This is a genomic window from Stenotrophomonas sp. T8 (genome assembly GCF_051853085.1).
GTDB lineage: Bacteria > Pseudomonadota > Gammaproteobacteria > Xanthomonadales > Xanthomonadaceae > Stenotrophomonas > Stenotrophomonas sepilia.
Window position 1 is genome coordinate 1,620,183 of record NZ_CP195329.1, and the last position, 14,999, is coordinate 1,635,181.

Here is a 14,999-nt window from a genome sequence, read left to right on the forward strand (position 1 = left end):
CTGCTGGATCTCTCCCATGAAACTGCCTGCCGCCTGGCTGTGCTGCCTGTTGCTGACCTCGCCGGCCTGGGCTGCGGACACCGTGGTCACCGGCAAGGTCTATCTGGAGCGTGACGGCAAGCCGGGCCGCGGTGCGACCGATCCGGGCCTGGCCGGGGTGCAGGTCTCCAACGGCGAGGCCATCGTCAAGACCGCCGCCGACGGCAGCTACAGCCTGCCGGTGCGCGACGGCCAGACCGTGTTCGTGATCAAGCCCGATGCGTATTCGTTCCCGAAGGCGGCAGACGGCCTGCCTTCGTTCTGGCGCCACTTCCGCCCGAACGGCTCGCCGGCGCTGAAGTACGGCGGCATCGCCGCCACCAGCGATGTCACCCGCAACTGGGATTTCGCGCTGCAGCCGGATCGCCATGACAGCCGTCGCGGCTTCCAGATGCTGGTCTTCACCGACTCCCAGACCGCCAGCCTGAAGGACATCGGCTACTACCAGCAGTCGATCGTGTCGCCGCTGGTCGGCCAGACCAAGGCGCGCATGGGCACCACCTTGGGTGACATCGTCAACGATGACCTGACCCTGTATCCGGCAATCAACAAGGTCACTACGTCGCTGGGCGTGCCGTGGTTCCATGTGCCGGGCAATCACGATCTCGATTTCGATGCCGCCAGCGATGAGCATTCGCTGGACAGCTGGCGCAATATCTACGGCCCGGATACCTACGCGGTGGAAGAGGGCGGTGCCAGTTTCGTGTTCCTCGATGACGTGGTGTATGACCCCAACGCAAGGCCGAAGTATGTCGGTGGCCTGCGCGAAGACCAGTTCGCTTTCCTTGCCAGCTACCTGAAGGGCCTGCACAAGGACCGCCTGCTGGTGCTGGGCATGCACATCCCGCTGTTCGACGCCGCGCCGGGGCGCGAGACCTTCCGTCATGCTGACCGCCAGCGCCTGTTCGACCTGCTGAAGGACTTCCGCAACGTGCTGGTGCTCAGTGGCCACAGCCACACCCAGCAGCACGTCTACCACGGCAAGGCCGACGGCTGGAACGGTGACAAGCCGCTGCACGAATACAACGTCGGTGCCAACTGCGGCGCGTTCTGGTCGGGGGTGAAGGATGCCGCCGGCGTGCCGGACAGCACCATGAGTGATGGCACGCCAAAGGGCTACGCGTTGCTGGACATCGCCGCCAATGGCAGCTACAGACTGCAGTACCGGGTGGCCGGCAAGCCGGCCAGCGAGCAGATCGGCCTGCATGCGCCGAAGGTGCTGCGCCAGGGGGCCTATCCGGCGTGGGGTGTGTACGCCAACGTCTACATGGGCGAGGACGCCAGCGTGGTCGAGTACCGCGTTGATGGCGGCGCATGGCAGCCGATGAAGCAGGTCAGCCAGCCCGACCCGCGCCTGATGGTAGAGAACGTGGCCGACGATCTGGCTGACAGCCTGCGTGGCTACGACCGCTCGCCGGAGGCCACCGCTTCGCCGCACCTGTGGCGTGGGGCGTTGCCGACCGACCTGGCCGTGGGCAGCCACAAGGTAGAGGTACGCTCCACCCAGCCCGATGGCGTGGTGTTCACCGCCACCACCCGCTACAGCCTGCAGACTGCCCAGCCCTGACACGCCGCAAGGCCTCTCCAGCGAAAGGACCCCGCATGGATATCCGCTTCATGGCCGGCACCACGCCGGTGACCCTCAGCCGCCACTGGTTCACCGGCGCGATGCTGCTGCAGAGCGCCACCGAGAAGGTCTGGGTGCAGCATCCGCTGCATCCGGGCACCCACTTCTCGTTCTCGCTGGTACAGTCGTGGCTGCGCCACATCGCCGGCCATGAGGTGCTGGTCGAGCGCACCCGGCCGCTGTTGTTCGCCGGCTTCCGCCCGCAGCGCCTGCGCGTGCTGGTTGATGGCGTGCAGGTAGCCGAACAGGAAGGCATGTAGGCCAACCTGAACCGCCGGCGCGCTAGGCAAAGCCGCTCCGATGCCTGAGAATCGGGGCGATTCAATCGATCCAAGCAGGCCAGCGTGACCATCGCAGCAGCGTCCCCGGTTTCCACCGACTCCGCCCGCGGCGGTCTTCCGCGCAGTCTCGTTGTCGCCGATGTCGGCGGCACTTTCGCCCGTTTGGCGCTGGCTGAAACGCAACCCGGCCAGGCACCACTGCTGGGCAGCCATCGCACCTACGCCTGCGCCGAGCATCCCAGCCTGGCCGCGATCCTTGCTGATTTCACCGCAGGCCTCGGCCAGCCGGTACAGGCCGCCGTGGTCGCCATCGCCGGCCTGCTCGATGGCGATGTGCTGATCAATTCCAACCTGCCGTGGACGGTCTCGCTGTCGGCCACGCGGGTGCAGTCCGGGCTGCATGAGCTGCAGCTGATCAATGATTTTGAAGCGGTGGCGTTGGCCATTCCCTACCTGCAGCCTGACACCCTGGTGCCGCTCAATGGCGATGCTGACCCGGCGCAGGCGTTCCCGGCGCTGGTGCTGGGCGCCGGTACCGGTCTGGGTGCAGCATTGCGCTTTGCCGACGGCGAGCGTCCGGTGCTGGCCAGCGAGATCGGCCATGCCGCGCTCGGCGCCGGCAACGCGCTGGAACTGCAGGTGCTGGACAAGCTGCTGCAGCGCTGGCCGCACGTGGACAACGAGCGCGTGCTGTCCGGCAGTGGCCTGATGAACCTGTATCCGTGCCTGTGCGAATTGCGCGGCGTCACTCCGGTGTGGAGCAGTACCGAGGCACTGATCGGTGCCGCGCGCAGCGGTGAGGATGCGCTGGCGGTGGAAACGCTGCAGGTGTTCTGTGCCTGGCTGGGCAGCCTGGTAGGCGACGCAGCGATCGCGGTGGGTGCGCGTTCGGTGTACCTGGCCGGGGGCATTTCCGCGCATGTGCAGGATTTCCTGGCCGATGGTCGCTTCCGTGAGCGCTTCCTCAACAAGGGCGTGCTGACCGAGGTGCTGCGCCAGGTGCCGGTATGGCGCGTGGAGCATGGCCAGCTGGGCGTTCTCGGCGCAGCGGTCTGGTACGCCGCACGGCAGCCCACGCACGACTGATCGGCGTGGCCGGCATCGGGCCGGCCGTGTATTGCAGACTGGGAGGGGAAGATGGTGGATCGCAGGCAGTTCCTGCAGGCCGGCGCACTGGCCGCAGGCATGGTGGCCTTGCCGGGCGTGCAGGCGCGCACGCAGGGTGGGGCCAGGGTGGTTTCGACCTGGGACTTCGGCGTGCCGGCCAACCAGGCCGCGTGGAAGGTGCTGGCGCAGGGTGGCAGCGCACTGGATGCAGTTGAAGCCGGTGCACGCTGGGCCGAGAGCGAGTTGTGCAACCCCACCGTCGGCCATTGCGGCAACCCGGATCGCGACGGCGTGCTGAGCCTGGACGCCAGCATCATGGATGGCGATGGCCGTTGTGGTGCGGTGGCCGCGCTGGTCGACATCCTGCATCCGGTGTCGGTGGCCCGCAAAGTGATGGAAAACAGCCCGCACGTGCTGCTGGTGGGCGAGGGCGCGCAGCAGTTCGCGGTGCAGCAGGGCTTTGAACGCAGGCACCTGCTGACGCCGCAGGCCGAAGCGGCCTGGCGCGAGTGGCTGAAGACCGAGAAGTACCAGCCGCAGATCAATGCCGAGCGCCGTGGTATTCCCGGCAACAGCGACAACCACGACACCATCGGCATGCTGGCGCTGGATGCCAAGGGCCATCTTGCAGGTGCCTGCACCACCAGCGGCATGGCCTGGAAGCTGCACGGCCGGGTCGGCGACAGCCCGATCATCGGCGCCGGCCTGTATGTCGACAACGAAGTGGGCGCGGCCACTGCTTCGGGCGTGGGTGAGGAGATGATCCGCAACGCCGCCTCGTTCCTGGTGGTCGAGCTGATGCGCCAAGGGCGCTCGCCCGCGCAGGCCTGCCGCGAAGCCATCGACCGCGTGGTGCGCAAGCGCCCCGAAGCGAGCAGAACATTGCAGGTGTGCTTCCTGGCCATGAACAAGCAGGGCGAGGTGGGTGCCTACGCGTTGCACCGCGGCTTCGTCTACGCCGTGTGCGATGGACAGCGCCAGGACGACCTGCGCGACTCGCCGTCGATCTACATGAGCACTCAGGCGTGAGCACGCGGCTGACCCTGGAGATCGCCAGCAACTCGCTGGCCTCGGCGCTGGCCGCGCAGGCCGGCGGTGCCGACCGCATCGAACTGTTCGAGAACCTGGCCGAGGGTGGCACCACGCCGTCGTTTGCCACCATCGCGATCGCCCGCGAACGCCTGTCGATTCCGCTGTTCGTGCTGGTGCGCCCGCGCCCGGGTGATTTCCACTACGACGCATTGGAAACCGAACTGATGCTGCGTGACATCGCGCAGTGCCGCGCGCTGGGCTGCGATGGCGTGGTGATCGGTGCGCTGGATGTGCAGGGCGGTATCGACCTGGCGTTGTGCCGTGAACTGGTGCAGGCCGCCGGGCCGCTGCAGGTGACTTTCCATCGTGCCTTCGACGCGGCCCGCGATCTGCCGGCGGCGCTGGAGCAGGTGATCGGACTGGGTTGCCAGCGCGTGCTGACCTCGGGCGGCCAGGTCAGCGCAGAGGCCGGCGCCGATGTGCTGGCGGGTCTGGTCACCCAGGCGGCGGGACGTATCACGGTGATGGCCGGCGCCGGGCTGGGCCCGGCCAACATCGCCGCCGTTGCGCGACGGACCGGCTGCACCGAACTGCACGCCTCGGCCAAGGGCCTGCGCCGCTCGGCGATGCAGTTCCAGAACCCGGCTTTGCGCGGCCTGGACCCGGACTGGAGCCAGACCGCCACCGCGACCGTGGCCGCGCTGCGGCAGGCGCTGGACGGCGCAAGGTAGCCCGCTTCTGCTGTAGAGCCGAGCCAACGCTCGGCTGCGCTTTGCGGCAAACGACATCAGCCGAGCACGGGCTCGGCTCTACAGTCGCACGCGACGACGCGGACAAAACCGTTCCGCGCGCGGTTGTCGCGATCGTGTCATTGACGTGTGCGCTGTTCTCTCAGCGATGTTTCGCAACCCTTTGATTGTTCTTGATACCTGCGGCTGATAGCGGCATTGCCTAGGGTGTTGCTGCATCGCCGCATGCCCGGCGTGGTTCAGCTGTGCTTTAGTTTGGATCGATCCACAGGGGAGGTGCCATATCGGTCGTGAACCGATCCAGGCGCCTGGATCCGTCGTAGTGCCGCGCCACCGTCCGCCCGTGCGTCCACATCTTCGAAGAGCAACCACCCATGGCTCAGATCGTCCACAAGCGTCGTCACCTGCTGTCCCAGGCACTGGTCCTGGCCCTGTTGCCCCTGGCCGCGGGTGCACAGGAAGCGGCCAGTTCGTCCACCAAGGACTTGGATGCGGTCACCGTTACCGGTTCGCGCATCAAGCGCGCCGCGGTCGAAGGCCCGGCCCCGGTCAACGTGATTACCACGCAGCAGATCCAGAAAGAGGGCTTCGTCAGCGTGTATGACGCGCTGAAGACGCTCACCGAAGCGACCGGCACCGTTGAAGCCGCCTCGCAATGGGGCTCGCACACGCCCAACGCCAGTGGCCTGAACCTGCGCGGCATGGGCCCGAACCGCTCGCTGCTGTTGGTCAACGGCCGTCGCGTGGCCGATTACCCGCTGCCGTATGGCGGTGAAACCAACTTCTCCAACTACGGCAACATTCCCGCTGCCGCGGTCGAGCGCATCGAAGTACTGACCGGCGGCGCCTCGGCGATCTACGGTTCGGATGCGATCGCCGGCGTGGTCAACGTCATCCTCAAGACCAACTACGACGGCGACGAAGTGCGCGTGCGTGGCGGTACCTCCACCGAAGGTGGGCGAGATACCTGGGACCTGTCCTGGGCCGGCGGCAGGACCGGCGACAACTGGAGCGTGACCTACGCGCTGCAGTACACCAAGCGCGATCCGCTGTTCGGACGCGACCGACCGCAGATGGACGACGCCGACGACGCACCGTATCCCTCCTGGAACATGGAGCAGCGCAAGGTCGGCTTCCGCCCCACCTCGGGCCTGGCATTGATCGACCCGACCAACGGCCAGCGCCTGGCACCGCCTGCAGGCACCTGCGAGAAGTTCGACGGCGAGTACTACACTGCCGATCGGCTGGTCTACAACTACGCTACCAACACCATCACCAACACCGGCCGCCTGTGCGGCATGAGCGCCGACTACGCCAACTGGCTGCTGACCGGTGGTGCCGAGAACGTGTCCGGCAACCTGTATGCCACCTTCGATTTCAGCAGCGACCTGCAGGCCTGGACCAACCTGGCGGTGTACCGCTCCGAAGCGATCTGGGGCACCAACCCGCCCAGCGTCTCGCTGATCGACGACGACAACGGCTATTACTGGGATGCCAACCGCAACCGCCCGATCCTGGGCGTGCGCCAGTTCACCCCGAACGAAGTCGGCGGCCTGGACACCCTGCGCAACACCAACCGCGAGCTGTCATGGGACTGGAGCGCGGGCCTGCGTGGCCGCCTTGCCGACCGCTTCGACTGGAGCGCCACGGTGGGGCGTTCCTACTATCGCGTGGAAGAACGGCAGAACGTGGTGGACGAGCAGAAGTCGTACGACTTCTTCCTCGGCCCGCGCCTGGGCACCACCGCCGACGGCGAGGCGATCTACGCGTTGAACGAATCGCGCTGGTGGAATCCGCTCACGCCGGACCAGTACTGGCAGATGGGCACGGTCGCCAGGAACCGCGCGTCATCGTGGGTCAACCAGGCCTCGGCGGACATCACCGGCGAGCTGTTCCAGGGCTGGGCCGGCCCGATCTCGTTCGCCGCCGTGGCCGAAGTCGCGCAGCAGGGCTATCACCTCAGCCCGGACCCGCGCGCCGGCATCGACTTCGATCTGCAGAACGTCGATCGCGGTGGCGGCGAGCGCACCCGTTACTCGGCCGGCGTCGAGTTCAAGATCCCGCTGCTGGAGAGCTTGACGGCCACCGCCGCCGCCCGCTACGACCGCTATGGCAACTACAAGGCCGATGACAGCAGTGAAGCGCTGGATATCGGCAGCCAGAAGGAGACCACCTGGAACGTCGGCCTGGAATGGCGCCCGGTCGAATCGCTGCTGGTGCGTGGCTCGTATGCCACCAGTTTCCACGCGCCGGACATGCACTACCTGCTGGGCCAGCCGAGCAGTTCCGAAGTGCAGACCTATGACCGCCTGCGCTGCATCCAGAGCGGTGCCTACCTGGTCAACAACTGTGGCGTGGGCAACACCGATGTCTGGTACACCTTCGACGTGAACCGGCGTGGCACGCCGCTGCTGCGTTCGGAAACCGGCGATTCGTGGACGGTCGGCTTCGTCTGGGACGTGATGCCGAACCTGTCGTTCAGCGCCGACTACTGGGCGATCAAGCTGGAAGACATGATCGTCGACGTCGGCGCCGACGAGGTGCTGGCCAGCGAGGCCGGCTGCCTGACCGGCAAGAACATCGATGGCACGCCGTGGGCCAATCCGGCCGGTGGCGACTATTGCGCCGGCATCCTGGCCCGCGTGAACCGTGACAGCAGCGGCCGCCTGGTATCGATCGAGCGCGGCCCGTTCAACCTGGCCAGCCGGGAAGTGCGCGGCATCGACCTGACTGCACGCTATCGCCTGGAAACCGCGCAGTGGGGCAGCTTCCAGCTGGGCCTGAACTACACCAACCAGATCTCGACCAAGGAACAGCGCTACGCCAACGACCCGAACCCGGAACGGCGCGACCGGGACCTGCGCAGCAAGCTGCGCGCGAGCCTGGCCTGGCAGCGCGGCAACTGGAACGCCAACGTCTATGCCGACCGCGTGGGTTCGGTGCCGGGCGTGCGCTATCACTGGGGCACCGACCGCCTGGACAATCCCGGCGGCTGCCTGCCGTTCGCCGACGGCTACGTGCCCAGTGACAGCCCGTCGCTGAACTGCCTGGAACCGGCACAGCTGCCGGATGGCTCGGTGAACCCGAACCCCAACGCGGGCCAGCAGACCTCGCGCTACTTCGGCCGGGTCGGCCCGTTCATCACCTGGAACGTCAACGTGGGTTACCAGGTGACCGAGCACGCCAAGGTCAATGTCTACGTCAACAACGTGTTCAATTCGGCCAGCTGGAACCACAAGGACCCGTACAAGCTGGACTATGACTTCGCCCCGACCCGGTTGCTGAGCGCGGTCGGCCGCGAGTTCGCATTGGAGTATGTGTTCACCTTCTGAGGAGACCGACCTCCGCCGCTGGATCCACGCCATGCGTGGATGCGGAAACGGGACGCCGGGGGCGGCGCTCCCTTCAGGCATGCGGACAGGCTGGATTTGACCTTCCCACGATGGCAAGGTTTAGCCTGTCCGCATCCAGAAGGAAACCCGGGAATCCGATCATGAGCACGCCGCGCGCCGCTGCCGCCCCCGCCAGCCCCTCCACCATCAGCCTGCCCATCGAGGGCATGACCTGCGCCAGCTGCGTGGGCCGGGTCGAGGCAGCACTGTCCAAGGTCGAGGGCGTGGGCAGTGTCTCGGTGAACCTGGCCACCGAGCGGGCGGACATTCGTCCGTCGGGCCCGGTGGATCGCGCGGCGCTTGTCCAGGCAGTGGAGCGGGTGGGCTATGACGTGCCCGTGGCGACCACCGAGCTGGCGGTCGAAGGCATGACCTGCGCTTCCTGCGTGGGCCGTGTCGAACGCGCGCTGTTGGCCGTGCCCGGCGTCAGCCAGGCCAGCGTCAACCTGGCCACCGAGCGCGCCACGGTGCGTGGCATGGCGGACGTGGCTGCGCTGGTCGCCGCGATCGACAAGGCCGGCTATGACGCACGTGTGATCGAGGCGGGTGTGCAGTCCGATGATCAGGCTGCGGAAAAGAAGGATGCCGAGCGCGCCGAACTGAAGCGCGACCTGATCGTGGCCACCGCGCTGGCACTGCCGGTGTTCGTACTGGAAATGGGTTCGCACCTGATCCCCGGCATGCACGCATGGGTGATGTCCACCCTCGGCATGCAGGCCAGCTGGTACCTGCAGTTCGTGCTGACGCTCCTGGTGCTGGCCATCCCCGGGCGCCGCTTCTACCAGAAGGGCTTCCCGGCGCTGCTGCGGTTGGCCCCGGACATGAATTCACTGGTGGCGGTGGGCACCGCCGCGGCGTTCGGCTATTCGGTGGTAGCGACCTTTGCACCGCGGCTGCTGCCGCCGGGCACGGTGAACGTCTACTACGAAGCGGCGGCGGTGATCGTCGCGCTGATCCTGCTCGGCCGCTTCCTCGAGGCCCGGGCCAAGGGCCGCACCTCCGAAGCGATCAAGCGCCTGGTCAACCTGCAGGCCAAGGTGGCCCATGTGATCCGTGACGGCCGCGCGGTCGAAATCCCGGTCAATGAAGTGCAGAGCGGCGACCTGGTGGAAGTGCGCCCGGGCGAGCGCGTGCCGGTCGACGGCGAGGTGGTTGAGGGCCGCAGCTACATCGATGAATCGATGATCAGCGGCGAGCCGATTCCGGTCGAGAAGCTGCCGGGCAGCAGCGTGGTGGGTGGCACGGTCAACCAGAAGGGCGCACTGACGGTGCGGGCCACGGCCGTGGGCGCGCAGACCCTGCTGGCGCAGATCATCCGCATGGTCGAACAGGCGCAGGGCTCGAAGCTGCCGATCCAGGCGGTGGTCGACAAGGTCACGTTGTGGTTTGTGCCGGCGGTGATGCTGGCCGCGCTGGCGACCTTCGCGGTCTGGTTGATCTTCGGACCATCGCCGGCACTGAGCTTCGCGCTGGTCAATGCGGTGGCGGTACTGATCATTGCCTGCCCGTGCGCGATGGGCCTGGCCACGCCGACCTCGATCATGGTCGGAACCGGTCGTGGCGCCGAAATGGGCGTGCTGTTCCGCAAGGGCGAGGCCCTGCAGCTGCTGAAGGACGCGCAGGTGGTGGCGGTGGACAAGACCGGCACGCTGACCGAAGGCCGCCCGCGCCTGACCGATCTGGAGATTGCTGCCGGCTTCGATCGCAACAGGGTTCTGGCGGCAGTGGCCGCGGTGGAGTCGCGCTCGGAGCATCCCATCGCCCGCGCGATTGTTGATGCCGCGACCGGGCAGGGCATCACGTTGCCGGGCATGGTCGACTTCGAATCGGTCACCGGCATGGGTGTGCGGGCCAGTGTCGAGGGTGCACGCGTGGAGGTCGGTGCCGATCGCTTCATGCGCGACCTGGGCGTGGACATCACTGCATTCGCAGCATTGGCGGCGGAACTCGGCACGCAGGGCAAGTCACCGATGTACGTGGCCATCGATGGACGCTTGGCCGCGATCATTGCGGTATCCGATCCGATCAAGCCGAGCACCCCGGCAGCGATCGCGGCGCTGCATCGGTTGGGCCTGAAGGTGGCGATGATCACCGGCGACAACGCCGGGACCGCGCAGGCGATCGCGCGCCAGCTCGGCATCGATGAAGTGGTGGCCGAGGTGCTGCCGGAAGGCAAGGTCGAGGCAGTGCGTCGGCTGAAGGCCACGCATGGGCACGTCGCCTTCGTCGGCGACGGCATCAACGATGCCCCTGCGTTGGCTGAAGCCGATGTCGGCCTGGCCATTGGTACCGGCACCGATATCGCGGTGGAGTCGGCCGACGTGGTGCTGATGTCGGGTAACCTGCAGGGCGTGCCCAATGCCATTGCGCTGTCCAAGGCGACGCTGGGCAACATCCGGCAGAACCTGTTCTGGGCGTTCGCCTACAACACCGCATTGATTCCCGTCGCGGCCGGCGTGCTGTACCCGGCCTGGGGCGTGCTGCTGTCGCCGGTGTTCGCGGCCGGTGCGATGGCGCTGTCCAGTGTGTTCGTGCTGGGCAACGCGCTGCGCCTGCGCCGCTTCCAGCCGCCGATGGCGGATGCCCACGCCACGACCCATTGAAGGAGAACCGCATGAACATCGGTGACGCCGCCAAGGCCTCCAGCGTGTCGGCGAAGATGATCCGCTACTACGAACAGATCGGCCTGATCCCCGCGGCCGATCGCACCGAATCGGGCTACCGGGCGTATTCGCGGGCGGACATCCATCGCCTGCGCTTCATCCGCCGCGCGCGCGATCTCGGCTTCCAGGTGGCCGAAATCAGTGACCTGCTGGGCCTGTGGAACGACACCGCGCGGCACAGTGCCGACGTCAAGCACCTGGCCGAGCAGCACATCGCCGACCTGGAACAACGCATCCAGAGCATGCGGCAGATGGCCGACACGCTGAAATCGCTGATCCGTTGCTGTGCAGGCGACGAGCGCCCTGAGTGCCCGATCCTGGAGCGGCTGGGTGAAGACGATGAGGCTCCGCTGTCGGTCGATGCAGCGAAGACCGGCGCGGTGCGGCGGCGCGCGCGCAAGCGCTGAGTTTCCATGTCGCGTACAAAAAAGCCCGCCCGGTGACAGTGCACGGGGCGGGCTTCGCTGTGGCAGAGGCCAGGGGATCAGGCAGTGCGCGGCGGGAAACCCGCATCGTTCAGCGCGGCGAACACCTGCTCCTGTGATGCGGTGGTCTGCACCTTGACCAGGCCGGTCGGCGGATCGGCCACCACACTGGCGTTCGGATCGATCTGCTGGATGGCGCGGGTCACGCTGCGCGCGCAGCCGCCGCAGGTCATGCCGTCAACATGGAATTCCATCTGTAGCTCCTTCGGTGCTCGTGAGATGAAACCAGTGTGCACCTTCCAACGATGGCAGGGTCAAGCAGGTGGCTGAACGGCGGCGCAGGCACCCATGAAAACGGCAGCCGCCTGTACCAGCGCGGCTGCCGTGGAGGACCATTCCCGCCGGGGCGGGCAAGACTGCGCCGGGCCAGGCCCGGCGCTGCCTCAGAACTTCCAGTTCACGCCGAAGTACAGCTGGCGGCCGGCGTACAGGTTGGACAGCAGGCGGGCCTGGCTGTCGTTGCCGATGTAGCTGCGCAGCTCGGACTTGGTGGCGTTCAGTACGGCGGCGGTCACCGTCCAGTCCGGAGTGAGGTTGTAGGCCACGTTCAGGTCAAGCTGGCTGTAAGGCTTGGTGTAGGTGGTCATGCCATTGTTCAGGCCGCCGACCACTTCACCACGACGGTTGTACGAGGCGCGCGCCAGGAACTTGTCGTTCTCGTAGAACACCGTAACGTTGGCCTGGTTCTTGGCACTGCCGACCAGCGGCGAGGAGCCGATTTCCTCGCCATCCAGCACGATCGAGGCCAGGTTGGTGTCGTTGTAGGTGTAGTTGGCCTGCACGCCCAGTCCGAAGTCGAACGTGTACTGGCCATACAGTTCCACGCCCTGGGACACGCCATCGCGGCCATTGGCCTGGGTCTCGTACTTCTGCACGGTGACCGACTGCCCGCCGACGTTCATCTGCTGGTCGCGCACCACCGGCACGGTGAAGTTGTCCACGTTCTTGCGGAACACCGAAACACCTGCGACCGCGCCCGGCTGGAAGTACCACTCCAGGCCCAGGTCGAACTGTACCGCCTTGAACGGTTCCAGCGCCTTGTTGCTGCCCGAGCCGTACCAGCCGGGCGTGTCGGTGCCGCCGGTGACGCGGCGGTCGTTGGCGTACTCTTCGCTGATGTAACGCAGACCACCGGGATAGGCGATGCTGGTGTAGCTCGGGCGCGCGACCACCTTCGATGCCGCGCCACGCAGCACCAGGTTGTCGGTGATGTCCCAGGCAATGTTGAAGCTGGGCAGCACGTCGGTATAGGTCTTTTCCAGCGACGACAGGGCATACACCTTGTCGCGCACCTGCGGGTCGGGCAGGCGGACGAAGCCACCCTGGCAGCGCAGGTTCGGGTCGGCGGCCGGATCATCGCAGCTCATCGGCGCGCCGCTGGCGTTGTCGACGAAATAGTCGTTGAAGCGCTCGACCGAATCGCTGGACTGGGCGAACTGCTTGGTCCGCACCACGCGCACGCCGATGTTGCCGCGTACCCGCTCAGTGCGGAAGTTGGCCTGGAAGTAGCCGGAATGGATCTTCTCGTTGACGTCGTAGACGAAGTCTTCTTCGGTACGGTTGTGCGAGCCACCGTAGGTCTTGTTCAGGTAGTCGATGTAGGCCGGGTAGTTGATGCCCGGGAACACGTTGGCGTTGAATGCGCCGGTGATGTTGCTGATCGGGTTGGACAGGAAGAAGCCCGGTTGCGCATCGCCTGCGGTCGGATCGCAGCCGGCCTGGTAGCGATTGTTGTCATAGTCGGACGGATCCAGGCCCGGGCACACCCAATAGGTGTTGCCGGTGTTGCGGTGGACCTTGCCATCGCGGTACTTGGCGCCGAACTGGATCGAATCCAGCCAGCCGGCCTCGAACAGCTTGGTGACGTCGGCCTGGAAGTAGTTCTGCTTGACCTCGGTCTGCATCCACGACGAATCGGTCGAGCCGGTATCGACTTCGGCCACGCCCGCCATCAACTGCTGCTGCAGGTCCGGCGAGAACTGCACCGACGGCGTGCCGGTCAGGTCCCAGGCGGTGTACTGGTTGCCGGACTGCCACTGGTTGCCAACCTTGCGGCGCGGCTTGGCCGACATGCGGAAATTCATCGACGGACCACCTTCGGACCAGGTGCGGCCGCCGGTGAACGAGGCCTTCCACAGCGGGCTGATATCCCAGTCGATGGTCAGGTCGGCGGTCTGCGACAGTGCCTTTTCCTTGCTGTATCCACCGGTGAGCTGCGGAGTGGGGATGGTGCAGTCGTCCGGGCCCCAGCCACCGGGTTCCAGGCCGGCTGCCGCTGCTTCTTCCTCACTGCAGTAATAGGTCTTTCCGGCCAGCTTCTGGTACTGCGCACCCGTGACGATGCTGCCACTCGGGTCGAAATCCAGGCCGTTGAGCAGGCGGCCGCCGGCCCAGTTGCCGTCCTGGTTGTAGCGGGCCAGGTTCCACTCCGGCACCTTCAGCATGTTCTGGGTGTAGTCACCCTGCAACTCGAAGCGGAAGTAGTTCGCTGTCATCGTGACGTTGTCGACCGGCTTGAACTGGAAGGTCAGCTGGCCGCCCTTGCGCTCGCGCTTCTCTTCCTTCACCGCGAAGTTCACCGAGGTCGGCATGAAGAATTCGCTGTAGTTCTTGCCAGCCTGGTTGTTGAAGCCGGACTGGCCCCACCAGTAGTGGATGCCATCCTGCTCCAGCAGGTTGCCGTTGGCATCGCGGGCCGTGGTGCCATTGCCGTACCACTGGTAGTCCTCGGTGCTGGCTTCCATGGTGCGGGTGGTGCGCTTCTGCTGGGTCACGCCGACGAGGACGCCGAAGCGCTCATCCTTGCTGTGCCACGAGTACAGGGCGGACGCCTGCGGATCGACATCGTGGCTGGTATCGGAGGTGGTGCCCTCCAGGTTCACGTAGCCGGAGTTGGATTCCATGTCCAGCGGGCGACGGGTATGCAGGATGACCGTGCCGCCGATGCCGCCTTCGTCGATGCGTGCTTCCGGCGACTTGAACAGCTCCGCGCTGGACAACATGTTCGATGGCAGCAGGGTGTAGTTGAAGGAGCGTGTCGCTTCGTTGTTGGTCTCTGACGAGGCGACGAAGTTGCCGTTCAACTGGGTCAGGGTCAGGTCCGGCGCGAGGCCGCGCACACTGACGCTTTTGCCTTCGCCGCCGCTGCGGGTGATGACCACGCCGGGCACGCGCTGCAGTGCGTCGGCCACGTTCTTGTCGGGGAACTTGCCGACGTCCTCGGCGGTGATCACCTCGACCACCGCGTTGGCGTCGCGCTTCTGCTCGAGGCTCTTTTCAATGGCGTAGCGGTAGCCGGTGACCTGGACGCTGTCCAGAGTGGTGGCGTCCTGCGAGCCGGTGGAAGCGGCCTGTTGCGCGGCGGCGCCACCCGGAATGACGGCGGCGGCCAAGGCCAGCGCGATGGCCAACGACAATGCGTCCTGGCCATGCGTACGTGTTGAATGCTTCATTCCCATCTCTCCCTCTCTCATGGATTGATCCGGTGACGTGGCACGGACAACTTGAATCGATCTAATTTGAAGTGACTTTGTCGCTGTCGCCAAGCAACTGCCAGTGGCGCCGCGCGCGTGGCCTGGTACGTCCTGTTGCTGCTCCCCCAACTCCCGGCCATCGCAGCGTCGT

General features: G+C 66.3%; 10 protein-coding genes. 8 read left to right on the forward strand and 2 right to left on the reverse strand.

Features of this window, described 5'->3' with window-relative positions; all coding sequences use genetic code 11:
• The first annotated feature begins 16 nt into the window (after positions 1 to 16).
• The 8 genes from ACSDHM_RS07745 (at position 17) to cueR (ending at position 11,297) form a co-directional block, all read left to right on the forward strand.
• Positions 17 to 1,606, forward strand: a complete 1,590-nt coding sequence (locus tag ACSDHM_RS07745) for a calcineurin-like phosphoesterase C-terminal domain-containing protein (RefSeq protein ID WP_252744944.1) — start codon at positions 17 to 19, stop codon at positions 1,604 to 1,606.
• Positions 1,607 to 1,641: 35 nt separating this feature from the next.
• Positions 1,642 to 1,926: a hypothetical protein gene (locus tag ACSDHM_RS07750; protein WP_005409434.1), complete on the forward strand. Its 285-nt coding sequence runs from the start codon at positions 1,642 to 1,644 to the stop codon at positions 1,924 to 1,926.
• A gap of 84 nt (positions 1,927 to 2,010) precedes the next feature.
• On the forward strand, positions 2,011 to 3,033 hold the full coding sequence (locus ACSDHM_RS07755; RefSeq protein ID WP_088497321.1) for a glucokinase: 1,023 nt from the start codon (positions 2,011 to 2,013) through the stop codon (positions 3,031 to 3,033).
• A 51-nt stretch (positions 3,034 to 3,084) separates the two neighbouring features.
• Positions 3,085 to 4,083, forward strand: coding sequence for a N(4)-(beta-N-acetylglucosaminyl)-L-asparaginase (locus ACSDHM_RS07760; protein ID WP_072169076.1), 999 nt, complete (start codon positions 3,085 to 3,087; stop codon positions 4,081 to 4,083).
• On the forward strand, positions 4,080 to 4,817 hold the full coding sequence (locus ACSDHM_RS07765; protein WP_088497322.1) for a copper homeostasis protein CutC: 738 nt from the start codon (positions 4,080 to 4,082) through the stop codon (positions 4,815 to 4,817). Before ACSDHM_RS07760 ends, ACSDHM_RS07765 begins: the two co-directional genes overlap by 4 nt.
• A 392-nt stretch (positions 4,818 to 5,209) precedes the next feature.
• Positions 5,210 to 8,167 carry a TonB-dependent receptor plug domain-containing protein gene (locus tag ACSDHM_RS07770; RefSeq protein ID WP_439426840.1) on the forward strand — a complete coding sequence of 986 codons (2,958 nt, stop codon included), beginning with the start codon at positions 5,210 to 5,212 and terminating at the stop codon, positions 8,165 to 8,167.
• 161 nt (positions 8,168 to 8,328) lie between these two features.
• Positions 8,329 to 10,830 (forward strand): heavy metal translocating P-type ATPase, encoded by a 2,502-nt coding sequence (locus tag ACSDHM_RS07775; protein ID WP_439426841.1) that lies wholly within the window; start codon positions 8,329 to 8,331, stop codon positions 10,828 to 10,830.
• Positions 10,831 to 10,841: 11 nt separating this feature from the next.
• Entirely contained in the window at positions 10,842 to 11,297 is a 456-nt protein-coding gene (gene cueR / locus ACSDHM_RS07780) for a Cu(I)-responsive transcriptional regulator (RefSeq protein ID WP_088497331.1), read from the forward strand.
• 77 nt (positions 11,298 to 11,374) lie between these two features.
• Here the strand turns inward: cueR and ACSDHM_RS07785 are convergent, their stop codons facing one another.
• Both ACSDHM_RS07785 and ACSDHM_RS07790 read right to left on the reverse strand, forming a co-directional pair.
• Positions 11,375 to 11,569 carry a heavy-metal-associated domain-containing protein gene (locus tag ACSDHM_RS07785; protein ID WP_049438338.1) on the reverse strand — a complete coding sequence of 65 codons (195 nt, stop codon included), beginning with the start codon at positions 11,567 to 11,569 and terminating at the stop codon, positions 11,375 to 11,377.
• A 189-nt stretch (positions 11,570 to 11,758) separates the two neighbouring features.
• Positions 11,759 to 14,833 (reverse strand): TonB-dependent receptor, encoded by a 3,075-nt coding sequence (locus ACSDHM_RS07790; protein ID WP_151354897.1) that lies wholly within the window; start codon positions 14,831 to 14,833, stop codon positions 11,759 to 11,761.
• Positions 14,834 to 14,999: the final 166 nt, after the last annotated feature.

Coding starts and splice junctions, on each gene's coding strand:
- ACSDHM_RS07760 (WP_072169076.1), top strand. CDS start 3,085: ATGGTGGATCGCAGGCAGTTCCTGCAGGCCGGCGCACTGGCCGCAGGC.
- ACSDHM_RS07785 (WP_049438338.1), bottom strand. CDS start 11,569: ATGGAATTCCATGTTGACGGCATGACCTGCGGCGGCTGCGCGCGCAGC.
- ACSDHM_RS07745 (WP_252744944.1), top strand. CDS start 17: ATGAAACTGCCTGCCGCCTGGCTGTGCTGCCTGTTGCTGACCTCGCCG.
- cueR (WP_088497331.1), top strand. CDS start 10,842: ATGAACATCGGTGACGCCGCCAAGGCCTCCAGCGTGTCGGCGAAGATG.
- ACSDHM_RS07790 (WP_151354897.1), bottom strand. CDS start 14,833: ATGGGAATGAAGCATTCAACACGTACGCATGGCCAGGACGCATTGTCG.
- ACSDHM_RS07770 (WP_439426840.1), top strand. CDS start 5,210: ATGGCTCAGATCGTCCACAAGCGTCGTCACCTGCTGTCCCAGGCACTG.
- ACSDHM_RS07775 (WP_439426841.1), top strand. CDS start 8,329: ATGAGCACGCCGCGCGCCGCTGCCGCCCCCGCCAGCCCCTCCACCATC.
- ACSDHM_RS07750 (WP_005409434.1), top strand. CDS start 1,642: ATGGATATCCGCTTCATGGCCGGCACCACGCCGGTGACCCTCAGCCGC.